The sequence below is a fragment of the Mesorhizobium monacense genome (assembly GCF_056781675.1).
Genome location: NZ_CM165567.1, coordinates 4,257,284 through 4,281,691, shown reverse-complemented (window position 1 = coordinate 4,281,691; position 24,408 = coordinate 4,257,284). Strand labels below are relative to the sequence as shown.

Below are 24,408 nucleotides of genomic sequence, written 5' to 3'. Positions count from 1 at the left end.
GAATTGCGTAAAAACAAAGAGTTAGAGCGGGTCGGCGATTCTATCAAAAGCTGAACCGCTCTAGACTCCTTCATGTTTTGACGGAAGCGTATCCAGCGTTGTTGAAGTAGTTTGCGCATTCGTCTGGCTTGATTGTTCCGACGAGGGTGCCGAGATGGCGCCAGGTGTCTTCGATAGTTCGCTTCTGGGCGTGGCGCATCCAATGTTTGATCTTGGCGAAGGTCTGCTCGATCGGGTTGAGATCGGGTGAATAGGGCGGCAGGAACCAGAGCCTTGCGCCGGCGGCCTTGATGGCGTGACGGATGGCTGCAGATTTATGGCTGCCCAGATTGTCCATGATCACGATGTCGCCTGGCCGCAGGGTCGGGAGCAGTTGCTGACGGACATAAGCGCGGAAGCATTCACCGTTGATCGGGCCGTCGAAGACGCATGGCGCGGTGAGTTCGTCGCAGCGCAATGCGCCCAGGAAGGTCAGGGTTCGCCAATGGCCATGTGGGGCAAAGCCGCGCAGGCGCTGTCCCCTTGGCCCCCAGCCGCGAAGTGGGGCCATGTTGGTCTTGATCCACGTCTCGTCGATGAAGACCAGACGCGCCGGATCGAGGCGACCCTGCCACGACCTCCAGCGCTGGCGGCGACGAGCGATGTCGGCTCGGGCCTGCTCAAGAGCGAACAGCGTTTTTTTTGAAGCTCAGGCCCTCGCGCCTCAAGAACACCCAGACCGCGTTGTGCGAGACCATCACCCCGCGTGCGGCCAACTCATCCTTCAGCCGATGCAGCGTCAGATCAGAGGTCTGGTTGATCCGCTCCACGATGAAGGCCCGATGCGGCTCCAGAATACGCTTGCGGTGTCCACCCATCTTGCCCGGCGCAACCGAGCCGGTGGCACGGTAACGCTGCGACCACTTCACCACCGAGGACACTGCGACGCCAAAACGCGACGCCACCACACGGCAGCTCTCGCCGGTGCCGACGGCTTCAACAACACGCTCACGAAGATCGTTCGAAAGGGCTCGTGTCATCAGACGCTGGCCTCCGTCCAGCCAGCATCTTGAATCACAAACCAGCTGCTTTGGGAATCCTACGATTCTCTCAAGAAATGAAACGCTCTAGACGTTCAATCCCGGCATTTGCTGGAGCGGATCGAGTGTAAACCGCTCGGGCTCTGCGGCCCAAGCCCTGCAGATGAACTCGTAAGGGCGGGGCCTTTGAGGGTCTTCAAGCGTCGCGCGAAGTTATAGGCTTGGACGAAGTCGGCGAGATGCTGGCGCAGATCTGGCCGGGTGCCGTCCAGACATGACTATGCTGTATCGCTCGACGGACCGCCTCTGTCGTCGTGGCGCTCCCATGAAACCTGGCTCATAGCGTATCCTTTGATTCGGAGGATGCGCCATCAAAGCAAGTAATCGAGCATCCGGGCGAAACGTGGAGCGCCGGTATTGCTGCGCTGACTTACGGTTCGGAGAAGATCATCGTCGAATAAACGATAGAGCTCCATCGCGTTCTATCGGGATGGATCGGGCCCCGATCAATAAAGGGTAAAGAGCGTCGGCAGAAAGCCGCCGATCCTGAAATGCTCGACGGCTTCGATCGCTGGGAAGACGGCAAGAAAATAGAGACCGTCATAAAATGTCTGCTTCAACGCACGCGTTGAGAACACCAGTTCCGGCTCGTCACGAAACAGCAACGGATTCGGCCAGAACCGCGGCGTTCGCGCCGCATAGGCCGTATAGGCGGGGCCAAACGTTCCCAGCAGGAACTCGGCCTCCTTGCGCGCCGTCACCCGGAAAACAATGAAGCTGGCCAGACCAAGTGCTGCTGCCACCAGGATGGATCCGTACATGAATCCGATTCCCACTGCTCCGACCGTGGAGAAGAAATAGAGCGGATTCTGCGTCATGGAAAATGGGCCAGCGGAAACCAACTCTTTGTTCTTCTTGCCGCCAACGTAGAGAATGCTCCAGAGGCGGCCGGCGACGCAGATGAGCACGAGGCTAAAGCCGAGCAGTTCGCCAAACTCGTGGCCTCTCGATCCTTCGGCCAGAAACGGCTCGGTAAACAGCAGCAGCGTTGTGGCCGCGACGGCTGCTATCTGAACAACAAGCAACCGCTTGTGCTGGTCGAACGCCTTTTGTGTTGGCTTGAGGGTTGGCTTGAGGGGGGCGTAGCTCATCGCGTTTCGCGTGACTCTGTCGGGCCCGCTGACAGGGTAAAAGCCGTTGCCTGCTGGGCACTCGCCCTTCTGCCGGCACTTGGCGAGACGTTCATCAGCATTTGCTAATCTTACGAAATTGTAAGCCGGCGGTCAACGGCGGTCGGTACCCGGGCAGGGCTTCGATCTGGCAGCGACAGGTCCTTTTCCGGGACGCCCTTCGCCCATTCGCCCAGTATGCCGCCAAGCATGCTTCCGGTCGCGCAAGGCGGGGCAGCAGTTTTTCGTCAAGGGATGTTCTGAGCCCTGGTCCCAATCCCAAAGGCGTTCCGTTCAACGAACGATCACCATCGCCCGCGACGGAAGAACGGCGCGTCTCCGCCCGCAGCGGGCAATTGCAATGACAGTGCTGCTCGTTGTAGCCATTCTGGCCGCCTGATCTTAGAGGAGACGCAGCATGGACCGATTCACCGGCGGTTGCCTCTGTGGCAACGTCAAAATTGTGGCGTCGGGACGTCCATACCGGGTCGGCATTTGCCATTGTCTCGACTGCCGCAAGCATCATGGCGCCCTTTTTTACGCCGCGGCAGTATTCCCTCAGGATGCAGTGACGATCGATGGCGAAACACGCGACTACGCCGGGCGGTTTTTCTGTCCGCGCTGTGGCTCGTCCGTTTTCGCACGCACCGCGGACGAAATCGAGGTGCACCTGGGATCCCTGGATGCCCCTGACCAGCTGACGCCAACCTATGAACTCTGGACCGTTCGTCGCGAGTCCTGGTTGCCGCCGTTTCCGCTCACGAGACGATACCAGCGCGACCGTGACGCCACTAGTCGCTTTGAGGAGTAGGTCGCACGAACGACCGCGCGAAGGCGCCATTCACGCGGCACGTCACTCCGGAAGGCCGGCCTTGCGGAAGCCATCGACGAAATGCTCGAGCGTCGCAGCGTCGCGGAATGGCTCCGTCATGACCCAGTGGCGGGTTGTGAAATGCGGGTTGCTGACGAGGAACATTTCAACCTCTGCGTGCGCCTCGTCGAGCCGGCCCAGTTGGGCAAGGCTTGCCGCCAGGAAACGGCGTGAGCTTGTCCGATAAGTCTCGTCCCTGCGAAGTGTCTCGACAGCGGCTTCGTACTCGCGCGCCGCATATTGCGCCTGGCCGAGCATCAGATAGTACCAACCTGCCGGAAACGGGTTCAGCCGGAACGCCTTGCGAATGTGCTCAAGGCCCTCCTCGACCCGCCCGGCCAAGACCGCGATGTCGGACAATGTCGCCCAGGCGTCGGCCTCGTTCGGGTCGAGCTCGAACGCCTTGGCGAATTCCGCATCCGCCTCGGCGAATCTGCGCTCATAGGCAAGCAGGTTGGCCAGTACCCAGTGGCAGCCGGCATCGTTGGGATCGATCGCTACAGCCTTGCGCGCCAGTTCCAAAGAAACGCTACGGTTGGGTTCAACGGGTTCGCCCCAATGCACCCATCCCATCCAGTGGTTCATGGCAAGCCAGCGATAGGCCTCGGCGTATTCCGGATCGAGCGCAACCGCGCGCGTCAGCATCAGATGCGCTTCCCGCGCCGTCTGCGGCGAATCTTCGATCAGCTTGCGCGCCCGCACGCAGAGATCGTAAGCCTCGAGATTGTTGGGCCGATTGCGCGGCGGCGGCGCGCGCAGCCGGCCGAGCAACGCCTCGACGATCTTGGCCGTCACCTCGTCCTGAACGGCGAAGATATCCTCCAGGCTGCGATCGAAGCGTTCCGCCCATAGATGTTCGCCACTCACCGCGTCGACCAGCTGGGCGTTGATGCGCACGCGCCCCGCGGCGCGTCGCGCGCTACCCTCCAGCAAGTAGCGCACGCCAAGGTCTTCGGCGATCCCGCGCACGTCCATCGCCTTCCCTTTGTAGGCAAAGGTCGAGTTGCGCGCGATGACGAACAGGCCGGAGATCCTCGACAGGTCGGTGATCAGGTCTTCGGTCAACCCATCCGCGAAGGAGTCCTGCTCGGGATCGTTGCTGAAATTGACGAAGGGCAGCACGGCTATCGATGGTTTGTCGGGCAGCGGCAAAGGTTTTCGCTTCGCGCCACCGAGCTGCTCGGTGACCCCTGTGAAGCGGTAGCCGACGCGCGGAACCGTGGCGATCCATTCACCGCCGTCAGCGGGCGGACCAAGCAGCTTGCGCAGCTGCGCGATCTGGACGGTGAGGTTGCCTTCCTCGACGGCCGTGCCAGGCCACGCCGCGTCCATCAACTCGGCCTTGCCCAGGATCTCGCCTGGCCGTCCGACGAGCGCCGCAAGCAGCTTCAGCCCGCGGTAGCCAACGGCAACGGGAACATCGTTCCGAAGCAGCGTTCCCGCACCGGAATCAAGCACGAACGGACCAAAGGCAAAGCGCGATCCCTGCATACGGCGCATCTATAGCCCGTTTGGAAGTTTTGAGAACTATTTGGGAGAGCTTAATTACGACGCTGTTCGTATCCTGCAGAATTCAACCTCTTTCAGGTCGAGGGCCCCCAGACCCTCAAACCATAGGAGGTTGCCATGAACAATACCCTTGCGTCGGCCCCGCATCAGGCAGCGCGGCCGGGAACGCCTGTGCGGCTGGCGGAAGTGTCGCGTCGGCGCTACAGCCTGGCGACCCTGCGAAGCATTGTCGCGACCTGGCGCGATCGGACCTGGCGCGAGCGGATACGCTTTCGCTGGGAACTGGAGCAAATGTCGAAGGACAATCCCCATTTGATCGACGATATCGGTCTGACGAAACGGCAGGTCGAGGCAGAGCTCGCCAAGCCCTTCTGGCAAGGATAGGGCGAATGCCGCAAAGACGCCGGATCGCGGCGCCAACCTCGCACAGGCGTTCGCATCGAGGTTCGCTTCCGAATCGGGAACTGAAGCACGACCGCGGGATTTCGCCTCAAGTGAGCCCGTGCCGGACGAGATGGCGAACAACCGGCGAAAACATTTGCTGGCCGATGTAAGACCCGGTGTTCGAACTCTCGAAGAGTGGTTCGGCGACGGCCGCATCCTCGATCACGGGGATGCCCGCCTGGCGCGCCTGAGCCATTATCTCGTCGGCCGCCCGGCCCTGGCCCTTGCCGACGACCGTCGGCACCGGCGTTTCGCCCTTGACGTAACGCAACGCCACGGCACGGTCGCCGGACACGAACACGATGACCGCATTTTTCACACCCAGCTTCGCGGGTTGCATCACCGCCTCGCGCCGCTGTCGCTGCTGTTCATGGCGGATCAAGGGATCTCCTTCGAGATCCTTGTGCTCACGCTTGTATTCGGTTGTCGTCATGCGCATGTCGCGAAGGAACAGCCAGCGCTGAAGTGGAACATCGATCACGCCGATGGCGACAAAGGCCAGGGCGGCGGCGATACCAAGAGGTACCAGCACCGCCTTGATGATCGGCTCCAGGCATGACGGACCGCAGCCTGGCGCATCGAAGAGCGGCTGTAGCCACGCGATCAAGATGAAGACGAACAGGCTTGCCAGCAGCGAGGGGATGCTTCGGAGTATAGCGGACGATCGCCGGGATGGAGCGGGAGAAGAGAATGGCCCACGAACTGACCTACAAGGCGGAGGCCGCCGCCGAGTACGATCGTGCATTCTCGCACGTCTCCGCCCACTTCGTGCCGTTCGTGCTGCGCGCGGCGAGGCTCGCACCAAGCCAGTCCGTCCTCGATGTCGCCGCCGGCACTGGAATTGCGGCCGAGGCTGCCCTAGCCGTCGTCGGACCTGAGGGCTCCATCGTGGCCGCCGACCTCTCGGCCGAGATGGTCGAGAAGGCGCGTCGGCGCCTGAGCAAGGCATCAAACGCCTCCGTGGCGGTCGAGGACGGCCAAGCCCTGTCCTTCCCCGACGCGAGCTTCGACGCGGTGCTGTGTAGCCTCGGGCTGATGTTCTTCCCCGACCCGGTGCGAGGCCTCTCGGAGTTCCGTCGCGTGCTCCGCCCCGGCGGGCGCGCGGCAGTCTCGGTTACCACGGTGCCGGACCGCTCCTATAACGGCCGGATCAACGTCGTTATGGCTCGGTATATGCCAAGCTTGGCCGAGGCCACCGCTCGCACCTTCGCGCTCGGCGATGCGGCACGTCTAAAGTTGCACTTCAGTCAGGCTGGCTTCGTGGACATCGAGACAAACATCGAGAAGCACACTTTTGTGCTGCCGTCCTTCGACACCTATTTCGCGCCGTTCGAGCTGGGTGGCGCATCCACCGGCCAGGCACTGGTCGCGCTGCCCGAGGAGGTGCGCCGCGCCGTGCGCGAGGAGATCCGGCGGGACCTCGGCGACACGGGCGGGCCGATCGGAATCGAGGTGGAGGTCATGATCGCCAGCGGTCGGCGCTAGTCTAGTGGAGCGAATCCAATGCCTGGTGTCCGCGCCTGACGGCGGCAATGATCCTGTCCGGATCCTTTGTCCACCGGAAGGGACGCTGGTATGCTTTGGTTTCCGCCACCACCTGGAGTTCGACGATCGAGTGGAACACGCCGCGCTTGGGTTAATTTGGCGAAGAAGCGCTTCAGCCTGCGATTCAGGCGCTGGAGTTTGACGGTATTTCCGACAGTAAGCGCGAATACCCGGCTAACGCCCCCAGACGACGGCATTCTCATGCCGCTTGATGATGTGCTTCAGATTCTCGAAGGCGGTCGTGACGTGGCCCGCGAAGCGCTCTGCCGCGGGCGAGCGTGGCCCGCCCACCCGGCGCAGGATGCCGAGTGAGCGGCTGGGCTGCGGGATTTCATAGGGGAGCACCGTCACCCGGTTCTCCTTGCGTTGCGCGAAGACCACGGAGAATGGCAGCACGGCCAGCGCATCGGTTTCGGCAAGGAAGTTGATCACGCTCATCAGCGAGCCTCCCGAATAGCGAACGTTCAGGTCCGACATGCCGATGCTCATCAGGATCATCTGCAGGTCCGACATCAGCGGGGAGCCGGGCAGGGGGGCCACCCAGGGAAAGCTGGTCAGGTCATGCGCCCTGAGGCGGCGATTGCGCAGCAGTGGATGGTCGGGCCGGCAAGCTACGACGTTGCGTCCAGGCAGGATCTCGGTGAATTCGAAGCCGGGTCCGAGGTCGAGCACGCCGATCGGCACGATCCCGAGGTCGATCTGGTTGCTCTCCAGCGCCGCGACCATCTCGGGCAGGTTCATATAGCTTTGCTGGACGGTGACGTCGGGTTCGAGCTTCTGGAATTCTCCGATCATCCGGCTGATCATCGCATCCATGAAGAAGGGCACGCCGCCGACACGGACAATGCCCTTCGTCCCTTTCATGAAGCCCTGCACCGCATCCGACGCTTTGCGCGAGGCAGTGATGATCGTGCGGCCTTGCGCCGCCAGCTGGAAGCCGAGCGGTGTCGCCTGCAGCGGTCGACGGCCCTTGAGGAAGAGCGGCTCGCCCACCCTTGCCTCCAGCATGGCAAGCGATCGGCTGACCGCAGGCTGGGTCAGGCCCAGCATGGCGGCTCCTTCCGACACGCCGCCGGCATCCAGCACCGCGGCGAGCTGCATGAGGTGGCGCTCGTTCAGCTTCATAGCAAAACGCTATACAAGGGGCGCCACATCTCATCAAGCACCGCGTCGGGCCGTGCTATCCCGTTTGGCAAGGGGAAGGGAGGTCCCGGCGGATGGACGGCCAGCACGACGGCCCGCAAGGGGATGAATTCCCCAAGATGATCTCGACGCAGGCCGAGGAATTCTCGCGGCGTCTGGCGGCAATCGGCCAGTCCCGCCTGGCAGCGGCGGCGCAGGCCGCCGTGGATGGTTTGCACGCGCTGATCGTGGAGTTGCGACCCTCTGGCGAGGAATTCCGGCAGGCGATCGATTTTCTGACCGAGGTCGGCCACTACGCCGATGCGCGGCGCCAGGAATGGGTGCTGTTTGCCGATGTCCTCGGTGTGTCCTCGCTGATCGAGGATCAGAACAGCCCGCGCCCCGACGGGGCGACCCCAAACACCTTGGCCGGACCCTTCTACCGGGCCGACGTGCCCGAGATGCCGCTCGACGGGAACATCTCGCGCGATCACAAGGGCGAGCCGCTGGAGGTTACGGGCCGGATCGTCGCGCTCGACGGCGATGCGATCGGCGATGCGATGGTCGAGATCTGGCAGGCCAATGCCGAGGGTCTCTACGAGAACCAGGAGCCGGACAGGCAGCCGGAATTCAACCTGCGCGGACGCTTCCGCACCGATCCGCAGGGACGCTTCCGCTTCATGACGGTGAAGCCGAAGGGTTACACGCTGCCGTCGGACGGACCGGTCGGTCAGTTGATGTCAGCGCTTGGCCTTGGCCTGGAGCGGCCGGCCCACATCCATTTTCGCGTCTCGGCGGAAGGCTTCGAAACGCTGACGACCCACATCTTCGACCGGTCGGACCCCGCAATCGTCCGGGATGCCATCTTCGGGGTCAAACCCGAACTCATGGCCGAGTTCCGTGCACTGCCGCCCAATGGAGGAAAGCGGAAGCACGCGCTCGACCTCAACCTCGTGCTCTGCCCGCAGCGGCGGGGCGAAACCGAAACCTCTGGGAGGAGATGACCGATGGCACGTGTCAGCGGCTACCACCACCTGACGCTGTCGACGGACGGCGCTCAGGAAGATTTTGATTTCTATACCAAGGCGCTCGGCCTGCATTCGGTGAAGCGCACCGTATTGTTCGACGGCGTAATACCTGTCTACCACCTCTATTATGGCTCGCCCGACGGCGATGCCTCGACGATCATCACCACCTTCCCGTTCCGCAAGCCGGGCGTCTACGGCCGCCGCGGGACCAACCAGTCGCGCACCATCATGCAGTCGATCCCCAAGGGGGCTGCGGATTTCTGGGTGGACCGGCTGAACGCGCGCGGCATCGAGGCTATCAAGATCACACGCTTTGGCGCCGACCGTGCGGCTTTCGCACATCCCTGCGGCATTCCGCATGAGCTGGTGGAAAGCGACAGCGATCCGCGCGCGCCCATCACCAACGAGGCGCAGGGTATCGGCAAGGCCCACGGCATCAAGGGAATCTACGGCGCCGTGGTGGCGGTGATGGACCGCACCGCCATGGACGATTTCCTGACCATTGCGTTGCCGCTGGAGAAAGAGGCCGACAACCACGAGGGGCTCGTGTTCCGCGTGCCCGACGCGACCGGCGTCGCACAGCGTGTGGAGGTCATTGTCGACCGCGACAACCAGCAGGGCACATGGACGCTGGCGGGCGGCACGATCCACCACCTCGCCCTCAACACGGGCGACGAAGAGAACCAGTTGAAGCTGCGCGCTCATATCGAGGGCCTCGGCTTCACGGACATATCGGAGCAGAAGGACCGCAACTACTTCAAGTCCTGCTATGTCCGCTCGCCCGGAGGCGCGCTGTTCGAACTTGCCTGGACCACGCCGGAAGGCTGGGCCAAGGACGAGCCCCCGGGCCAGATCGGCAAGACGTTGGTCTTCCCGCCGTGGTTCAAGGACCGCGAGGGCGAACTGCAGGCCGGACTGGAACAGGCGGACTTCGTGTGAGCTCAGGCAGCGGTCCGCTCAGGGTTGGGTCCAGAGGTTCTGAGGCGAAGGCGATCTGCGTCTTCGTTCACGGCCGCGGCCAATCGCCGGAGGAGATGCAGTCCGACGTGCTGGCTCGGCTTTCCGCGCCGGCTGTAGCCTTCGTCCTGCCGCGCGCACCGCTCGGCGCGTGGTGGGAGGCGCGCGCCGTCGACCCGTTGACGCCGGTCGCCCGCGCGCAGCTTTCCGACGCACTCGACCACCTTGCAGCTGCCGTAACCGCGGCTCGCGCGGAGCTGCCTGGACGTCCGTTGCTTCTGGCAGGTTTCTCGCAAGGGGCGTGCCTCTCGATCGAGTATCTCTGTGCGGGCCTTCCACCACCGGACGCATTGGCGGCCTTCACTGGTTGCCGCGTCGGTGTCCCCGAGGATGCACGATCCGAAGCCGTACCGGCCGGTGTGCCGGTCTATCTCTCCGGCAGCGATGCCGATCCCTGGATTCCGGTCTCGGCCTTTGCCGATGCCGCGCAGTCGCTGGGCAGCAGTGGCGCGCGCCTGCGGGCCGATCTGTTCCCCGGCCGGAGCCACGAGGTCTCGAATGCCGAGATCGCGATGCTGGGCACGATCCTGGCGGACCTGTCCGTCGGACGGGGCCCGCGCATGGAGGCGGCGCGATGATGGACAATTTCACCTTTCCGGGCCTTACGACACGAGTGGTCTTCGGCTCGGGCACCATGGCGCGCGCCCGGGAGGAAGTCCGGCGGCTTGGCCATGACAAGGTGCTGGTGCTTTCGACGCCGCATCAGGAGGCCGATGCGCAAAGGCTGGCCGCAAGCCTTGGCGACCTCGCCGCCGGGATCTTTGCCGGCGCTGTCATGCATACGCCCGTCGAGGTGACGGAGAAGGCCGTCGAAGCCTTCCGCGCCAGCGGGGCCTCGGCGGTCGTCAGCCTCGGCGGCGGTTCGACCACCGGGCTCGGCAAGGCCATCGCCGTCCGCACCGGCGCCGATCAGGTGGTCATCCCGACCACCTATGCCGGCTCGGAAATGACCGACATCCTCGGCGAGACGGCGGCCGGCGAAAAGACCACCCGCCGCTCGCCGGACATCCGCCCCGAGACCGTGATCTACGACGTCGACCTGACGTTGAGCCTGCCGGCCGGCCTCACCGTCACCTCGGCGATGAATGCGATCGCCCACGCGATGGAGACCTTCTACGCCCCCGACCGCAATCCTGTGGTCGTGCTGATGTGCAAGGATGCCATGGTTGCCTTCCGCGATGGTATCCCGCGGCTGATCGACGATCCGCAGGACCGCGGAGCGCGGGCGCAGGCGCTCTATGCGGCCTGGTGCTGCTCGACCGCGCTCGGCTACGTCTCGATGGCGCTGCACCACAAGCTGGCGCATGTCTTCGGCGGTTCGTTCGACACGCCGCACGCCGAAACCCATGCAATCCTGCTGCCCTATACCACCGCCTACAACGAAGCCGCGGTCCCCGATCTGCTGCGACCGATCGCCGAAGCATTCGGTGGTGGCTCGGCGGGCGGCGGGCTCTGGGATTTTGCGCGGTCGGTCGGCTCTCCGCTGAGCCTGAAGGAGATCGGCATCCGGGAAGCCGATCTCGACCGCGCGGCTGCGATCGCACTGAAGAATGCCTATGCGAACCCGAGGCCGATCGACCCGGGATCGATAAGGGAACTCCTCCAGGCGGCGTTCGAGGGGCGCCGTCCGGGGGGCTGAGAAAAGGGAAGAGGGAGGAGAAGCAGATGATTACAAGACGCAGCCTACTGAAAGCCTCGGCGGCGACGGGCCTGACGCTCGCCGGTTCGCGGCTGGCGACGCCGGCCATCGCGCAGGGCGCCAAGATCCGCCTGGGCTATGTTTCGCCGCAGACAGGGCCGCTCGCCGGCTTCGCGGAGAGCGATGCCTACAACATCAAGGCTTTCCTCGCTTCCGAGGCGGGCAAGAACTTCGAAATCATCGTCAAGGACAGCCAGTCGAACCCCAATCGCGCGGCGGAGGTGGCCAAGAGCCTGATCGTCGACGATGAGATCAACCTGATGCTCGTCGGCTCCACGCCCGAAAACACCAACCCGGTGGCCACCACCTGCGAGGCGGAGGGCGTGCCTGTCATCTCGACCATGGCGCCGTGGCAGCCCTGGTTCATCGGCCAGCAGGGCAATCCGGCCGATCCGGCCTCGTGGAAGCCCTTCGAGTTCGCCTATCATTACTTCTGGGGTCTCGAAGACATCATCGCCGTCTACACCGGCATGTGGAAGCAACTTTCCACTAACGGCAAGGTTGGCGGGTTGTTCCCGAACGACGCTGACGGCAATGCCTGGGGCGACCCCAAGAACGGGCTGAGGCCCGGTCTCGATGCCGCCGGCTTCAGCCTTACCGATCCCGGTCGCTATCAGAACCTCTCGGACGATTTCACTGCGCAGGTCAACGCCTTCAAGTCGGCCGATGTCGAGATCGCCACCGGTGTGGTCATCCCACCCGACTTCACCACCTTCTGGAACCAGGCCCGCCAGCAGGGCTTCAAGCCCAAGGCGGTGACGGTGGCCAAGGCGATCCTCTTCCCGCAATCGGTCGAGACGCTGGGCGATGCCGGCCACAACCTTTCGTCCGAGGTCTGGTGGTCGGCCTCGCATCCGTTCAAGTCGTCGGTGACGGGCGAGAGCTCGGCCGAACTCGCGGCGGATTTCACCGCGAAGACCGGGCGTCCCTGGACCCAGCCGATCGGCTTTGTCCATTCGCTGTTCGAGGTGGCGGCCAATGTCATGGGGCGCGTTTCGGATCCGACGAATGCCGAGGCGATCGCGACGGCCATAGCGGCCACCGACATGACGACCGTGGTGGGCAAAGTGGCCTGGAGCGGTGCGGGGCTACCGCCCTTCGCCGCAAAGAACGTCTGCAAGACGCCGCTCGTCGGCGGGCAGTGGCGGAAGAAGGCCGGCGGCGGCTTCGATCTGGTGATCGTTGAAAACGCCGGCGCCCCCGAGATTCCCACCGCAGGCAAGATGGAAGCCCTGGCCTGACGCTCGCGAGGGCGGCGGATGCGCCGCCCTCGTCCAGCGCGCCCCCGAGGATGACGGTGATGATACTCAGGCTGGAAAGCGTTTCGAAGTCCTTCGGGGCCTTGAAGGTTGCGGATTCCGTGACCTTCACGGTGCCGCGCGGCGAGGCCCTGGGCATCATCGGCCCGAACGGGGCAGGAAAGTCGACGCTCTTCAACCTGATCACCGGCAATCTGCTGGCGAATGAGGGCCGCATCGAATTCCTCGGCCGTGACGTGACCCGTGCTCCGGCGATGGAGCGTGTGCGCATGGGCGTTGGCCGCAGCTTCCAGATCCCGCAGCCCTTCGAGGGATTGACCGTGTTCGAAAACCTCTTGACTGCCGCCGCCTTCGGCCGGGGTGGACGCGAGGCCGAGATGGTCGAAGACTGCGCGCGTATCCTCGAGCAGACCGAGCTTCTCAGGAAGGCCAACACCGTGGCCGGATCGCTGAGCCTTCTCGATCGCAAGCGCCTGGAGCTCGCCCGCGCCTTGGCGACGGGACCCGAGCTTCTGCTTCTGGACGAGATCGCCGGCGGTCTGACGGAGGGCGAATGCAAGGCCCTGGTCGCGACGATCCGAGCCATCCACGCGAAAGGAACCACGATCATCTGGATCGAGCATGTTCTGCATGCCCTGACGTCGGTGGTCGAGCGGCTTCTCGTGCTGGACTTCGGGCGCGTGATCGGGATCGGCGCACCTGACGAGATCATGGCCTCGAAAGAGGTTCGGGAAATCTATCTGGGGCTCGAGGTCTGATGCTGCTCGAAACCCGCGACCTCACCGCGAATTACGGCCAGTTCCGAGCGCTGTTCGGCGTGGATATCACCGTGGCCGCAGGCGAATGCGTGGCGATCATCGGCGCCAACGGCGCCGGAAAATCCACCCTGATGCGCTCGATCGCGGGTGTGATCCGCAACGCGGCCGCCATGGTGATGCATCGGGGCGAACCCATTGGCGCGCTTTCCCCAGCCGAAATCATGAAGCGCGGCATCGCCATGGTGCCCGAGGGACGCCGGCTCTTTGCCTCGCTGACGGTCGAGGAAAACCTCCTGATCGGCGGGCAGATGCGCAAGGCGCCGGGACCGTGGAGCCTCGACGCGGTCTATCATCTCTTCCCGGTCCTTCGCGAGCGGCGCAAGAGCCCCGGCACGGCCCTCTCGGGCGGCCAGCAGCAGATGGTGGCGATCGGCCGGGCGCTGATGTCGAACCCCGAATTGCTGCTCTGCGACGAGATCAGCCTCGGCCTCGCGCCCGTCGTCATCCGCGATATCTACGCCGCGCTTCCCAAGGTGCGCGAGGGCGGCGCCGCGATCATGGTGGTGGAGCAGGATATCGGCAAGGCGCTGGCTGTGGCCGACCGTGTCTACTGCATGATGGAGGGCCGCGTGACGTTGGTCGCGAAGGCGGCCGAGGTCACGCGCAGGCAAATCCATACGGCCTATTTCGGAGAGGCGGCATGACGATGAGCCCGAAGCTCCATCGTCTGCTTGCGCAGCGCGCCTGTGGCCTGGTCGAGGCGCTGCGCCGATGATCTGGCTGGACACTCTTGTGCAGGGAATTCTGCTGGGCGGGCTCTATGCGCTGTTCGCAGCCGGACTGAGCCTCGTCTTCGGCATCATGCGGCTGGTGAACCTGGCCCATGGCGACCTCATCGTCCTCGCCGCCTATCTGGTGCTGATGGGCGTCACGTTGCTCGGCCTGTCGCCCTGGGTCGCCGCCCTGGTCGCCATGCCGGCGATGTTCGCGCTAGGCTGGCTGCTGCAGGCCGCCGTGCTGAACCGCGTGCTGGGCAAGGACATCCTGCCGCCGCTTCTCGTCACGTTCGGCCTGTCGGTCGCCCTGCAGAATGGGCTGCTCGAGGTCTTTTCCGCCGACAGCCGCCGCATTCCGGCGGGGGCGCTGGAAGGGGCGTCGCTCGATCTTGGGCCGGTCACGGTGGGGGTGATGCCACTGATGACCTTTGCATCCGCGATCGCCGCCATCGTTGCCTTGAACGGGCTCTTCTATCACACCGCCCTCGGCCGTGCCTTCCGCGCCACTTCGGACGACGCCGTGACGGCGGGCCTGATGGGGATCGAGCCGAAGCAGGTGTTCGCTGTCGCCACCGGGATTGCGATGGTCGTGGTGACGCTGGCGGCGCTCTATCTCGGCATGCGCGCGAACTTCGATCCCTCGATCGGGCCAGCGCGGCTGATCTATGCCTTCGAGGCGGTGATCATCGGCGGCCTCGGCAGCCTGTGGGGCACACTCGCAGGCGGGATCATCATCGGCGTCGCCCAGACGGCCGGCGCGGCGGTGAATCCGGAATGGCAGATCCTGGCGGGCCACATCGCCTTCCTCTCAGTGATGCTGCTCAAGCCGCGGGGCCTGTTCCCGCGCGCGGTCGATTGAGGGGGTGGCATGTATCGGCTGACGACCCGAACCCGCGCCGGAACTGCCACGGAGATCACCGTGCTCGTTGTCATCCTGGCCGGGCTCGCACTGCCCGCCGTGACCACCCGCGGCGTCATACAGGACCTGTTCTTCATCCTGACCATGCTGACGCTGGCGCAGATCTGGAACCTGCTGGCGGGCTATGGCGGCCTGGTCTCTGTGGGCCAGCAGGCCTTCGTCGGCCTCGGCGCCTATGCGATGTTCGCGGGCGTGATCCTGCTGGGCTGGAACCCGGTTCCGGCAATCCTGCTGGGCGGCCTTGCGGCGCTGGTGCTGGCCGTTCCCACGGCCTTCTTCGCCTTCCGTCTGCAGGGCGCCTATTTCGCCATCGGCACCTGGGTGATCGCCGAGGTGACGCGGCTGCTGGTCGCGCAGTGGAAGGCGCTCGGCGGGGGCACCGGCACCTCGCTGCCGCGCGAGGCGACGAGCAACATCCTGGGCACGGATGCGATCCGGGTGCTGTTCGGCGTACGCGAAGCCGCTGCGCGCGACATCCTGGCCTACTGGCTGGCGCTGGTGCTGGTCATCGCCGTTACGGGCGGCATCTACTGGCTGCTGCGCAGTCGCCTTGGGCTGGCGCTGGCGGCGGTGCGCGACAATGTCGAGGCGGCCCAATCGGTGGGCGTCGATGTCGTGCGCCTCAAATGGGCGGTCTTTCTCATCGCCGCGGCCGCCACCGGGCTGACTGGCGCGCTGATCTTTCTGCAGACGGCCCGCATCTCGCCGGATGCGGCCTTCGCCGTCACCGACTGGACCGCATACGTCATCTTCATCGTTGTCATCGGCGGCATTGGCACCATTGAGGGTCCGATCCTCGGGGTGCTGGTCTTCTTTGCGCTGCGCTCGGCGCTGGCCGACTACGGCAGCTGGTACCTGATGACGCTTGGCCTCATCGCCATCGTCGTGATGCTGTTTGCGCCAAAGGGGCTGTGGGGGCTGATCTCGGCCCGCAGCGGCCTGCATCTGTTTCCGGTCCGCCGCAGGCTGGCTGGTCCGAAGCTCGAGGGAGGAATTTGATGGCGGATATCGAAACCGACGTGCTGGTCGTGGGCACCGGCCCGGCAGGCTCGGCCACGGCGGCACTGCTGTCCAGCTCCGGCGTCGCCAACATGGTCGTGAACCGCTACCGCTGGCTGTCGAATACGCCGCGTGCCCACATCACCAACCAGCGCACCATGGAGGTGCTTCGCGACCTCGGGCCGGATGTCGAGGCCGAGGCCATGATGCACGCCTCGCCGCAGGAGCTGATGGGCGAGAACGTGTTCTGCGAAAGCCTCGCCGGTGAGGAGATCGGCCGGATGAAGAGCTGGGGCACGGACCCGCTCTCCAAGGCCGAACATCTCCTGTCGTCGCCGTCCTTCATGAATGATCTGCCCCAGACCTTCATGGAGCCGATCCTGTTCAAGACGGCGTGTGCGCGTGGCACGCAGGCGCGCATGAGCACCGAATATGTCAGCCATGTTCAGGATGCGGACGGCGTCACCACGACCTGCCGCGACCGGCTGTCGGGCAAGGACTTCACCGTACGGTCGAAGTTCCTTGTCGGTGCCGATGGCGGCAACTCGCTGGTGGCTGAGCATCTGGGCCTGCCGTTCGAGGGCAAGATGGGCGTCGGCGGCTCGATGAACATCCTGTTCAGGGCCGATCTCTCGAAATACGTCGCCCACCGGCCGAGCGTCCTCTACTGGGTCATGCAGCCCGGTGCCGACGTCGGCGGGATCGGCATGGGTCTCGTTCGCATGGTGCGGCCGTGGAACGAGTGGCTCATCGTCTGGGGCTACGACATCAACCAGCCGCCGCCGGACGTGACGCCGGCGCTGGCCACCGAGGTCGCGCGTCAGCTCGTCGGCGATCCAAAGCTCGAGATCGAGCTTCTGGGCGCCAACACCTGGACCGTGAACAACTGCTTCGCCACGCGGATGCAGAAGGGCCGCGTGCTCATCATGGGTGATGCCGCGCACCGGCATCCGCCCTCGAACGGGCTCGGCTCGAACACCTCGATCCAGGACGGGTTCAATCTCGCCTGGAAGCTCGCCAAAATCGTCAAGGGGCAAGCGGGGATCGGACTTCTGGACAGCTACTCGGCCGAGCGTGCGCCGATCGCGCGCCAGATCGTGACACGCGCGAACCAGTCGATCGCCGAGTTCGGGCCCATCTTCGAGTCCCTCGGCATGGACGGCGGCGTGGATCACGACAAGATCCACAGGAACATGGAGGCTCGCGCCGATGCGACCAGCGCCGCCGAAGCTCAGCGCGAGGCGCTCCGCAAGGCCATCGCCTTCAAGAAATACGAGTTCGATGCCCATGGCGTCGAGATGAACCAGCGCTATGCGTCGGGCGCCGTCGTGGCCGACGGCCAGCCTGAGCCAGCCTTCGAGAAGGATCGCGAGCTGCATTATGCGCCCACGACCTGGCCGGGCGCGCGCCTGCCGCATGTCTGGGTCTTCGAGCGCTCGGGCAGGAAGGTCTCGACGCTCGACCTTTGCGGGCATGGCGAGTTCGCACTGCTGACCGGCATTGGCGGCGAGGCGTGGCTTGCCGCGGCAAAGACGGTCGCCGCGGAATTCGGCTTGCCGATCCGGACCCATGTGATCGGCCCGCGTCGTGCGGTTGAGGACCACACGGGCGACTGGGCGCGGGCGCGCGAAATCCGCGATGCGGGCTGCCTGATCGTCCGCCCCGACCATCATGTCGCCTGGCGCTCAGAGGCCCTGGCGTCCGACCCCGCGGCCGAACTGCGCCGGGTCTTCAAATCCGTTCTTGCACGCTGAGGAATGCCCATGATCGATGAACACGAATACGGCTATTTCACCGAAGCGAACTCGGCCGAAATCGTCGTGGCGCGAAACAAGAATGCCAGGGATAAGCGGCTCGGCCAGGTGATGGAAGTCATCACCCGCAAGCTGCACGAGGCGGTGAAGGAGATCGAGCCGACACAGGAGGAATGGTTCGGCGCGATCATGTTCCTGACGCAGACGGGCCAGATCTGCAACGAGTGGCGGCAGGAGTACATCCTGTTGTCGGATGTCCTCGGCGTCTCGATGCTGGTCGATGCGATCAACAACAGGAAGCCGTCGGGCGCCTCGGAATCCACGGTGCTGGGACCCTTCCATGTCGCCGATGCGCCCGAATTGCCGATGGGCTCGAACATCTGCCTCGACCAGAAGGGCGAGCCCATGTTCGTGCATGGCCGCATCCTCGACACCGACAGCAACCCGATCGCAGGAGCCAAGATCGATGTCTGGCAGGCGAATGACGAGGGCTTCTACGACGTGCAGCAAAAGGGCATCCAGCCCGACTTCAACCTGCGAGGGGTGTTCCGCACCGGCGCAGACGGGCGCTATTGGTTCCGCGGCGTGAAGCCCAAATACTACCCGATCCCCGATGACGGGCCGGTCGGCAAGCTGCTGGGCGCTCTGGGACGCCATCCCAATCGTCCGGCGCATCTCCATTACATCGTCGACGCCGATGGCTTCGACACTCTGACCACGCACATCTTCGATCCGGACGACCCGTATATCGATTCGGACGCCGTCTTCGGCGTGAAGAAGAGCCTGCTCGCCGAATTCCGCAAGGTCGAGGACGCTGCAGCAGCCGCCAAGGTCGAGGTTGCGGCCCCGTTCTACGACGTGGAGTTCGATTTCGTGCTGTCGCGGAAAAAGACCAGGTGACCGCGCGCTGCGGGCGCCGCGAAGGCGTCGGCATGCGGGTCGGTGTTGCGCAAAAGGGAGGAATGGATGGCTGCACTTGAGAAGATGTTCGATGTCAGGGGCAAGTCGGTGATCGTCACCGGCGGCGCCAGCGGCATCGGTCAGGCCTATGCCGAGATCATGGCCGAGCACGGGGCGAAGGTCTGCATCTTCGACCTGAACCCAGCCGGGCTGGAGAAGACCGTGGCCGCCATCAGTGCCGCGGGTGGCGAGGTCTGGGGCCAGGTCGTCGACGTCGGCGACCGTGCGGCCATGGCCCAGGCCTTCGACAAGGTGGCCGAGAAGGCGGGCTCGATCGACGTCGTGTTCGCCAATGCCGGGATCGACGCCGGGCCGGGCTTCAACACCCCGACGGGCGAAAGGAATCCCGAGGGCGCCATCGAGAACCTGCCCGACGAGCACTGGGACAAGGTGATCGAGATCAACCTGACCTCGGTCTACACCACGATCAAGCATGCCGTCCGGCACATGAAGCCGAACGGCGGCGGCCAGATCATCGTCACGTCGTCCATCGCCTCGCTGATCAACGAGAGCATCGTGGGCACGCCCTACATGCCGGCCAAGGCCGCGGTGAACCATCTCGTCCGCCACATGGCGATGGAGCTCGGCGCCTACAACATCCGCATCAACGCCATCCTGCCCGGACCGTTCATCACCAACATCGCCGGCGGTCGGCTGCGCAATCCGGCGGACCGCAAGGCCTTCGAGGCCCAGACGCTGATCGGCCGGATCGGCGATCCGGAAGAGATCAAGGGCCTGGCGCTTTATCTGGCCTCGCCCGCCTCGTCCTACGTGACGGGCTCGCAGATCGTCATCGATGGCGGTTCGCTGCTGCGGATGACCTGAAGCATTGAGCTGAGGCCGGCACCGTCAATGAGGGCGGGCCGGGGAGACTTTGACAACGGGAGGAAACGACAGTGACCTACTACAACAAACTGGTGAAATCGGGCTTGCGGCCAAACCGCCGGACTGTGCTGAAAGGGCTTGGAGCCGGCGTTGCTGCCAGCACGCTGGCCATGCCGCGCTATGCGCGCGCCGCGACGGCGGGGAAGATCAAGCTCGGCTATCTCAGCCCCACGACCGGTCCGCTCGCCCTCTTCGGCGAGACGGACGGCTACACCTTGCAGAAGATCCGCGCTTTGCTTGGCGGTCAGCTGCAATCGGCCGACGGCAATACCTACGAGATCGAGATCCTCGATCGCGACGGCCAGTCCAATCCGAACAAGGCATCGGAAATCGCCGGCAACCTCATCCTGAACGAAGAGGTGCATCTGCTCGTTCCGGCGTCGACGACCGACACGATCCTGCCTGCCGCCGAGCAGGCCGAACTCTATGAGACGCCTTGCATCTCCTCCGGCGCTCCCTGGCAGGCGGTGATCATGCCGCGTGGCGGCGGCAAGCAGACCTTCGACTGGACCTATCATTTCTTCTGGGGCCTCGACGAGGCGCTGAACACCTTCGTCGGGCTCTGGAACCATCTGGAGACCAACAAGAAGGTCGGCATGCTGTTTCCCCAGAACATCGATGGCGAGACCTGGGGCAACGACGAATATGGCCTTCCGGCGCCGACCCGCAAGGCGGGCTACGAGGTCGTGGTTCCCGGCTACTTCCAGCCGCGCACCAACGATTTTTCCGCGCAGATCGCCGAGTTCAAGAAGCAGGGCTGCGAGATCATCGGCGGCATCACCTATCCGGACGATCTCAAGACCTTCGTTACCCAGTGCAACCAGCAGGGCTTCAAGCCGAAGGCGGTGACGGTGGCGGCGGCGCTGCTGTTTCCAGGCGGCGTCGAGGCGATGGGACCCCTCGGCAACGGCATGTCCTCGGAGGTCTGGTGGACGCCGGCCTTCCCGTTCAAATCGTCGCTGACCGGGCAGGTCAGCCGCGACATAGCCGACCAATGGGAAGCCGATGCGAAGCGGCAGTGGACGCAGCCGCTTGGCTATTCGCATGCCCTGCTCGAGGTCGCCCTGGACATCCTGAAGCGCTCTTCCAATCCGCTCGACCGCCAGGCGAACCGCGACGCGATGATCGCCACCGATCTGCAGACGCTGGTCGGCCATATCAAGTTCGACGGCTCGCCCCACAAGAACATCTGCAAGACGCCGATCTTCGGCGGCCAGTGGGTGAAGGGCGAGAAATGGCCCTATGACCTGAGGATCGTCGACAACACGGTCAATCAGCTCTTCGCGCCCCAACAGGCGATTCAGCCGATCGCCTGGTGACATGAGCCGGGACGCGGAGGGAGCTATGGATAGAGAAATCCTGCTGAAAGCACGCGGCGTATCGAAGTCCTTCGGCGCCGTCCGCGTCCTGCATGAGGTGAGTTTTGATGTGCATCGGGGCGAGGTGCTGGGCATCCTCGGCCCGAACGGAGCCGGCAAGACGACGCTGTTCAACATGATCAGCGGCGACATGCGGGCGTCAGGCGGCGAGATCCAGCTCGGCGACACGGCGCTTCGCGGCGAGCCGCCTTTCCGGCGCTGCAAGATGGGGATCGGGCGGACCTACCAGATTCCGCGCCCCTATTCCGGCATGACCACCTTCGAGAACCTGCTGGTCGCCGCCGCTTTCGGCGGCGGCCGGTCCGAGAAGAAGAGCTATGCCTTCTGCGCCCAGGTGCTGCGCGATTGCGAGCTCTCCGACAAGGCCAATGTCTCGGCGGGCGCACTGACGCTGCTCGACCGCAAACGGCTGGAACTGGCGCGCGCCCTGGCCTCGGATCCGAAGCTGCTGCTTCTGGACGAGATTGCCGGCGGGCTGACCGACGATGAATCGAAGGCGCTGGTGGCGCTGGTGCGCCGCATCCGCGACCGCGGCATCACGATCGTGTGGATCGAGCATGTGCTGCACGCGCTGCTGGCGGTGGCCGACCGGCTGTTGGTGCTGAACTTCGGCGAGAAGATCGCTGAAGGCGTACCTGCCGAGGTCATTGCGCTGCCCGAGGTCCAGCGCGTCTATATGGGGATCGAGGTATGACGGCCGTTCTTTCCACCCATGGGCTCCTCGCCCACTATGGGGATTTCCAGGCGCTCTACGGCGTCGACACTGAACTGCACCAGGGCGAGGCCGTGGCCTTGATCGGCGCGAACGGTGCAGGAAAATCCACCTTCCTGCGCTCGATCATGGGCCTGCTCCCGGTCGCGCGCGAGATGGTGCGGCTTAACGGCGAACCTGTCGGCGGCACGGCGACCGACCGCATGGTGCAGAAGGGCGTCGCCATCGTGCCGGAGGGCCGCCGCCTCTTCACCGGCATGTCGGTCGAGGACAATCTGCGTGTCGCCATCGACCAGGCCGCGCGCATGGGCGCCAGGGGCGGATGGACGCTTCCGCGCTTGCACCAACTGTTCCCGATCCTCAAGGAACGGGCCCGCACCCAGGTGCAGAGCCTCTCGGGCGGGCAGCAGCAGATGGTGGCAATCGGCCGCGCGCTCCTCTGTCAGCCGCGCGTGCTGCTTTGCGACGAGATCAGCCTCGGCCTCGCGCCCAAGGTGATCCGCGAGATCTATGCCGCCTTGCCCGAGATCCGCGCCACCGGCACGGCGGTGATCGTGGTCGAACAGGATGTGGGCCTCGCCCAGTCCGCCTCGGATCGTCTCTACTGCATGTTGGAGGGGCGTGTGACCCTCACCGGCAGGTCCGCAGACGTCACGCGCGAGCAGATTGGCAAAGCCTATTTTGGAGCGGGCCATGGAGTGGTTTGACGCTTTGGTGCAGGGGATCCTGCTGGGCGGCATGTATGCCCAGTATGCGCTCGGCATGGCGTTGATGTTCGGCGTCATGCGGATCGTCAACATCAGCCATGGCGATCTGGTGATCCTGCTGTCGCTGATAGGCATCTCGATCGCCACGGCCTGGGGCCCGGGGCCGCTGCCGGTTCTGATCGTGCTGGTGCCGCTGGCGGTGCTGATGGGCTGGGTGCTGCAGAAGGCCGTGCTGAACCGCGTGGTGGGCAGCGATCCGCTGCCCTCGCTGATCGCGACCTTCGGACTGTCGATCGCGTTGCAGAACCTGATGCTCCAGATCTGGTCCGCGAACAGCCGGTCGTTGCCGGGCCATGGGCTGGAAAGCCAGTCAATCGAGATCGGCGGCATCTATGTCGGCCTTCTTCCGCTGATCGTGCTTGCGGTCGCCACGGGGCTGACCTGGGGTCTCGACCTGATGCTGAAGCGCACGCGTTTCGGCCGCGCGCTCCGCGCCGCTTCGGCCGATGTCGAGGCAGCGGCGATGACCGGCATCAACCCGCGCGCCGTCTATGCGATGGCGACGGCGGCCGCGGTCGGTATCCTCGGCTTTGCGGCCGTCTTCCAGGCACTGCGGTCGACCGTCGCGCCCGCCGACGGACCGGCGCAGCTGATCTATGCCTTCGAGGCGGTGATCATCGGCGGCATGGGCGCCATCTGGGGCGCTTTCATCGGCTCGATGGTGCTCGGCATCTCGCAGGCCATCGGCTTCCGCATCGATCCCGGTTTCGGCGTGCTCGCCGGACATATCGTCTTCTTGATCATGCTGGCGACCCGCCCGCAGGGCCTTTTTGGAAAGGCGTCACAATGAGTGCGATCCCCTATGCCGCGGCAGAGGTGCCCGAGGTTTTGGTCCAGCGCCAGACGCCATCGGGCCGCATCGCCATGACGCTGGCGGTGCTGGCGTTGATCGGGCTGGCCGCCATGCCGTGGTGGGCATCGACCGGAACGATCCGGTCGATGCTGGAGTTGTGCTGCTATATCGCCGTCGCGCAGATGTGGAACCTGCTCGCCGGCTACGCCGGCCTCGTCTCGGTGGGCCAGCAGGCCTTCATGGGCGCTTCTGGCTATGCGCTTTTCGTGCTGGCGCAGACTTACGGCATCGATCCATTCGCGGCGGTCTTCCTTTCGCTTCTGGTGCCGGCCGCGCTGGCGGTGCCGATCTACCTGTTGCTCCACCGCCTGGACGGTCCGTATTTCTCGATCGGCACATGGGTGGTGGCCGAGGTTTTCCGGCTGACCGCCTCGAACCTGCCCCTCGTCAATTCCGGCGCCGGCATGTCGCTTCGGGTGATGAAGGACTATTCGGCGTTCGAGCGAAATGTCGCCATGTCGCTGCTCTGCGCGGGGATGCTGCTGCTCACGCTGGGCGGCAGCTACTGGCTGCTTCGCTCGCGCTTCGGCCTCGCGTTGATCGCTATCCGCGACAATCCGGTCGCGGCCGCCAGCCAGGGCGTGAACGTCGCCAAGCTGCGCTTCCTGATCTACGTGGCGGCGGCGGTCGGGTGCGGCCTTGCCGGCGCGATCTACTTCATGGCGCAGCTGCGGATCACCCCCGGCTCGGCCTTCGATCCGATGTGGGCGAATGTCGCGATCTTTATCGTGATGGTTGGCGGGATCGGGTCGATCGAGGGCGTCCTGATCGGGTCTCTCATCTTCTTCATCGCCGACCGTTGGTTCGGCGAGTACGGCGCAACCTATTTCGTCGTCCTCGGCCTGATGACGCTCCTGGTGGCGCTATACGCACGCTCGGGTATCTGGGGCCTGATCTCGAAACGATGGGACGCGCCATGGTTCCCGATCCAGCGCAAGCTGGTCGATCCGTATCGCTGACAGGG

General features: G+C 64.6%; 25 protein-coding genes and 2 pseudogenes. 20 read left to right on the top strand and 7 right to left on the bottom strand.

All coding sequences use genetic code 11. The features are described 5' to 3' along the window. Window positions 1-70 precede the first annotated feature (70 nt). The 3 genes and pseudogenes from AC1RUK_RS20815 to AC1RUK_RS20805 form a co-directional block, all read right to left on the bottom strand. A protein-coding gene (locus tag AC1RUK_RS20815; RefSeq protein WP_436173611.1) for an IS630 family transposase occupies window positions 71-1,019 on the bottom strand; the annotation gives its coding sequence in 2 pieces (ribosomal slippage) (window positions 71-682 and window positions 684-1,019; 948 coding nt in all). Window positions 1,020-1,106: 87 nt separating this feature from the next. Beyond that, a pseudogene (locus tag AC1RUK_RS20810) lies at window positions 1,107-1,270 on the bottom strand (IS481 family transposase); the annotation flags it as partial. A gap of 255 nt (window positions 1,271-1,525) precedes the next feature. Then, window positions 1,526-2,170: a methyltransferase family protein gene (locus AC1RUK_RS20805; RefSeq protein WP_436171218.1), complete on the bottom strand. Its 645-nt coding sequence runs from the start codon at window positions 2,168-2,170 to the stop codon at window positions 1,526-1,528. A gap of 436 nt (window positions 2,171-2,606) precedes the next feature. Here AC1RUK_RS20805 and AC1RUK_RS20800 point away from each other — a divergent pair, with 436 nt between their 5' ends. Then, a complete protein-coding gene (locus tag AC1RUK_RS20800) occupies window positions 2,607-2,999 on the top strand; it encodes a GFA family protein (RefSeq protein ID WP_481839151.1) in 393 nt (130 codons plus the stop codon). A gap of 42 nt (window positions 3,000-3,041) precedes the next feature. Here the strand turns inward: AC1RUK_RS20800 and AC1RUK_RS20795 are convergent, their stop codons facing one another. Further along, window positions 3,042-4,559: a winged helix-turn-helix domain-containing tetratricopeptide repeat protein gene (locus tag AC1RUK_RS20795; protein ID WP_481839152.1), complete on the bottom strand. Its 1,518-nt coding sequence runs from the start codon at window positions 4,557-4,559 to the stop codon at window positions 3,042-3,044. 126 nt (window positions 4,560-4,685) lie between these two features. On the opposite strand from AC1RUK_RS20795, the gene AC1RUK_RS20790 reads away from it, so the two are divergent. Continuing rightward, the gene (locus AC1RUK_RS20790; protein ID WP_436171229.1) at window positions 4,686-4,952 is read left to right on the top strand and encodes a DUF1127 domain-containing protein; all 267 of its coding nucleotides are present in this window, start codon (window positions 4,686-4,688) and stop codon (window positions 4,950-4,952) included. A gap of 106 nt (window positions 4,953-5,058) precedes the next feature. Here the strand turns inward: AC1RUK_RS20790 and AC1RUK_RS20785 are convergent, their stop codons facing one another. After that, window positions 5,059-5,619, bottom strand: a complete 561-nt coding sequence (locus AC1RUK_RS20785) for an EscU/YscU/HrcU family type III secretion system export apparatus switch protein (protein WP_481839153.1) — start codon at window positions 5,617-5,619, stop codon at window positions 5,059-5,061. An 83-nt stretch (window positions 5,620-5,702) separates the two neighbouring features. On the opposite strand from AC1RUK_RS20785, the gene AC1RUK_RS20780 reads away from it, so the two are divergent. After that, window positions 5,703-6,497 (top strand): class I SAM-dependent methyltransferase, encoded by a 795-nt coding sequence (locus AC1RUK_RS20780; RefSeq protein ID WP_481839154.1) that lies wholly within the window; start codon window positions 5,703-5,705, stop codon window positions 6,495-6,497. A 1-nt stretch (window position 6,498) separates the two neighbouring features. Here the strand turns inward: AC1RUK_RS20780 and AC1RUK_RS20775 are convergent. Together AC1RUK_RS20775 and AC1RUK_RS20770 are read right to left on the bottom strand one after the other, a co-directional pair. After that, a pseudogene (locus AC1RUK_RS20775) lies at window positions 6,499-6,645 on the bottom strand (IS630 family transposase); the annotation flags it as partial. 86 nt (window positions 6,646-6,731) lie between these two features. Continuing rightward, window positions 6,732-7,682 carry a LysR family transcriptional regulator gene (locus tag AC1RUK_RS20770; protein ID WP_436171254.1) on the bottom strand — a complete coding sequence of 317 codons (951 nt, stop codon included), beginning with the start codon at window positions 7,680-7,682 and terminating at the stop codon, window positions 6,732-6,734. 92 nt (window positions 7,683-7,774) lie between these two features. On the opposite strand from AC1RUK_RS20770, the gene AC1RUK_RS20765 reads away from it, so the two are divergent. From AC1RUK_RS20765 to AC1RUK_RS20685, 17 genes are all read left to right on the top strand, one after another. Next, entirely contained in the window at window positions 7,775-8,683 is a 909-nt protein-coding gene (locus AC1RUK_RS20765; RefSeq protein ID WP_481839155.1) for a dioxygenase family protein, read from the top strand. 3 nt (window positions 8,684-8,686) lie between these two features. Then, a complete protein-coding gene (locus AC1RUK_RS20760) occupies window positions 8,687-9,646 on the top strand; it encodes a VOC family protein (RefSeq protein WP_481839156.1) in 960 nt (319 codons plus the stop codon). After that, window positions 9,586-10,302, top strand: coding sequence for an alpha/beta hydrolase (locus AC1RUK_RS20755; RefSeq protein ID WP_481840090.1), 717 nt, complete (start codon window positions 9,586-9,588; stop codon window positions 10,300-10,302). The genes AC1RUK_RS20760 and AC1RUK_RS20755 overlap by 61 nt, the downstream gene beginning before the upstream one ends. Continuing rightward, a complete protein-coding gene (locus AC1RUK_RS20750) occupies window positions 10,299-11,363 on the top strand; it encodes a maleylacetate reductase (protein ID WP_481839157.1) in 1,065 nt (354 codons plus the stop codon). Before AC1RUK_RS20755 ends, AC1RUK_RS20750 begins: the two co-directional genes overlap by 4 nt. Before the next feature lie 26 nt (window positions 11,364-11,389). Next, window positions 11,390-12,664 carry an ABC transporter substrate-binding protein gene (locus tag AC1RUK_RS20745; RefSeq protein WP_481839158.1) on the top strand — a complete coding sequence of 425 codons (1,275 nt, stop codon included), beginning with the start codon at window positions 11,390-11,392 and terminating at the stop codon, window positions 12,662-12,664. Window positions 12,665-12,723: 59 nt separating this feature from the next. After that, the gene (locus AC1RUK_RS20740; protein ID WP_481839159.1) at window positions 12,724-13,440 is read left to right on the top strand and encodes an ABC transporter ATP-binding protein; all 717 of its coding nucleotides are present in this window, start codon (window positions 12,724-12,726) and stop codon (window positions 13,438-13,440) included. Further along, on the top strand, window positions 13,437-14,144 hold the full coding sequence (locus tag AC1RUK_RS20735) for an ABC transporter ATP-binding protein (RefSeq protein ID WP_481839443.1): 708 nt from the start codon (window positions 13,437-13,439) through the stop codon (window positions 14,142-14,144). The genes AC1RUK_RS20740 and AC1RUK_RS20735 overlap by 4 nt, the downstream gene beginning before the upstream one ends. A gap of 67 nt (window positions 14,145-14,211) precedes the next feature. Further along, the gene (locus AC1RUK_RS20730) at window positions 14,212-15,075 is read left to right on the top strand and encodes a branched-chain amino acid ABC transporter permease (protein ID WP_481839160.1); all 864 of its coding nucleotides are present in this window, start codon (window positions 14,212-14,214) and stop codon (window positions 15,073-15,075) included. A gap of 9 nt (window positions 15,076-15,084) precedes the next feature. Further along, window positions 15,085-16,134, top strand: coding sequence for a branched-chain amino acid ABC transporter permease (locus tag AC1RUK_RS20725; protein ID WP_481839161.1), 1,050 nt, complete (start codon window positions 15,085-15,087; stop codon window positions 16,132-16,134). Beyond that, entirely contained in the window at window positions 16,134-17,888 is a 1,755-nt protein-coding gene (locus AC1RUK_RS20720; protein WP_481839162.1) for an FAD-dependent oxidoreductase, read from the top strand. Before AC1RUK_RS20725 ends, AC1RUK_RS20720 begins: the two co-directional genes overlap by 1 nt. A gap of 9 nt (window positions 17,889-17,897) precedes the next feature. Further along, window positions 17,898-18,788 (top strand): intradiol ring-cleavage dioxygenase, encoded by an 891-nt coding sequence (locus AC1RUK_RS20715; protein ID WP_481839163.1) that lies wholly within the window; start codon window positions 17,898-17,900, stop codon window positions 18,786-18,788. 66 nt (window positions 18,789-18,854) lie between these two features. Beyond that, window positions 18,855-19,673: an SDR family NAD(P)-dependent oxidoreductase gene (locus AC1RUK_RS20710; RefSeq protein ID WP_481839164.1), complete on the top strand. Its 819-nt coding sequence runs from the start codon at window positions 18,855-18,857 to the stop codon at window positions 19,671-19,673. Between the two features lie 71 nt (window positions 19,674-19,744). Next, the gene (locus tag AC1RUK_RS20705; protein ID WP_481839165.1) at window positions 19,745-21,052 is read left to right on the top strand and encodes an ABC transporter substrate-binding protein; all 1,308 of its coding nucleotides are present in this window, start codon (window positions 19,745-19,747) and stop codon (window positions 21,050-21,052) included. 25 nt (window positions 21,053-21,077) lie between these two features. Continuing rightward, on the top strand, window positions 21,078-21,806 hold the full coding sequence (locus tag AC1RUK_RS20700) for an ABC transporter ATP-binding protein (protein WP_481839166.1): 729 nt from the start codon (window positions 21,078-21,080) through the stop codon (window positions 21,804-21,806). Then, a complete protein-coding gene (locus tag AC1RUK_RS20695) occupies window positions 21,803-22,531 on the top strand; it encodes an ABC transporter ATP-binding protein (RefSeq protein WP_481839167.1) in 729 nt (242 codons plus the stop codon). The genes AC1RUK_RS20700 and AC1RUK_RS20695 overlap by 4 nt, the downstream gene beginning before the upstream one ends. Further along, window positions 22,518-23,381, top strand: coding sequence for a branched-chain amino acid ABC transporter permease (locus tag AC1RUK_RS20690; protein ID WP_481839168.1), 864 nt, complete (start codon window positions 22,518-22,520; stop codon window positions 23,379-23,381). Before AC1RUK_RS20695 ends, AC1RUK_RS20690 begins: the two co-directional genes overlap by 14 nt. Continuing rightward, on the top strand, window positions 23,378-24,403 hold the full coding sequence (locus tag AC1RUK_RS20685) for a branched-chain amino acid ABC transporter permease (RefSeq protein WP_481839169.1): 1,026 nt from the start codon (window positions 23,378-23,380) through the stop codon (window positions 24,401-24,403). Before AC1RUK_RS20690 ends, AC1RUK_RS20685 begins: the two co-directional genes overlap by 4 nt. Window positions 24,404-24,408 lie beyond the last annotated feature (5 nt).

What these genes read in the sequence shown, in the direction of transcription:
- AC1RUK_RS20805 (WP_436171218.1), bottom strand. Translation starts at nt 2,170, where the DNA reads ATGAGCTACGCCCCCCTCAAGCCAACCCTCAAGCCAACACAAAAGGCG.
- AC1RUK_RS20800 (WP_481839151.1), top strand. Translation starts at nt 2,607, where the DNA reads ATGGACCGATTCACCGGCGGTTGCCTCTGTGGCAACGTCAAAATTGTG.
- AC1RUK_RS20795 (WP_481839152.1), bottom strand. Translation starts at nt 4,559, where the DNA reads ATGCGCCGTATGCAGGGATCGCGCTTTGCCTTTGGTCCGTTCGTGCTT.
- AC1RUK_RS20790 (WP_436171229.1), top strand. Translation starts at nt 4,686, where the DNA reads ATGAACAATACCCTTGCGTCGGCCCCGCATCAGGCAGCGCGGCCGGGA.
- AC1RUK_RS20780 (WP_481839154.1), top strand. Translation starts at nt 5,703, where the DNA reads ATGGCCCACGAACTGACCTACAAGGCGGAGGCCGCCGCCGAGTACGAT.
- AC1RUK_RS20770 (WP_436171254.1), bottom strand. Translation starts at nt 7,682, where the DNA reads ATGAAGCTGAACGAGCGCCACCTCATGCAGCTCGCCGCGGTGCTGGAT.
- AC1RUK_RS20765 (WP_481839155.1), top strand. Translation starts at nt 7,775, where the DNA reads ATGGACGGCCAGCACGACGGCCCGCAAGGGGATGAATTCCCCAAGATG.
- AC1RUK_RS20760 (WP_481839156.1), top strand. Translation starts at nt 8,687, where the DNA reads ATGGCACGTGTCAGCGGCTACCACCACCTGACGCTGTCGACGGACGGC.
- AC1RUK_RS20750 (WP_481839157.1), top strand. Translation starts at nt 10,299, where the DNA reads ATGATGGACAATTTCACCTTTCCGGGCCTTACGACACGAGTGGTCTTC.
- AC1RUK_RS20745 (WP_481839158.1), top strand. Translation starts at nt 11,390, where the DNA reads ATGATTACAAGACGCAGCCTACTGAAAGCCTCGGCGGCGACGGGCCTG.
- AC1RUK_RS20740 (WP_481839159.1), top strand. Translation starts at nt 12,724, where the DNA reads ATGATACTCAGGCTGGAAAGCGTTTCGAAGTCCTTCGGGGCCTTGAAG.
- AC1RUK_RS20730 (WP_481839160.1), top strand. Translation starts at nt 14,212, where the DNA reads ATGATCTGGCTGGACACTCTTGTGCAGGGAATTCTGCTGGGCGGGCTC.
- AC1RUK_RS20725 (WP_481839161.1), top strand. Translation starts at nt 15,085, where the DNA reads ATGTATCGGCTGACGACCCGAACCCGCGCCGGAACTGCCACGGAGATC.
- AC1RUK_RS20720 (WP_481839162.1), top strand. Translation starts at nt 16,134, where the DNA reads ATGGCGGATATCGAAACCGACGTGCTGGTCGTGGGCACCGGCCCGGCA.
- AC1RUK_RS20715 (WP_481839163.1), top strand. Translation starts at nt 17,898, where the DNA reads ATGATCGATGAACACGAATACGGCTATTTCACCGAAGCGAACTCGGCC.
- AC1RUK_RS20710 (WP_481839164.1), top strand. Translation starts at nt 18,855, where the DNA reads ATGGCTGCACTTGAGAAGATGTTCGATGTCAGGGGCAAGTCGGTGATC.
- AC1RUK_RS20700 (WP_481839166.1), top strand. Translation starts at nt 21,078, where the DNA reads ATGGATAGAGAAATCCTGCTGAAAGCACGCGGCGTATCGAAGTCCTTC.
- AC1RUK_RS20695 (WP_481839167.1), top strand. Translation starts at nt 21,803, where the DNA reads ATGACGGCCGTTCTTTCCACCCATGGGCTCCTCGCCCACTATGGGGAT.
- AC1RUK_RS20690 (WP_481839168.1), top strand. Translation starts at nt 22,518, where the DNA reads ATGGAGTGGTTTGACGCTTTGGTGCAGGGGATCCTGCTGGGCGGCATG.
- AC1RUK_RS20685 (WP_481839169.1), top strand. Translation starts at nt 23,378, where the DNA reads ATGAGTGCGATCCCCTATGCCGCGGCAGAGGTGCCCGAGGTTTTGGTC.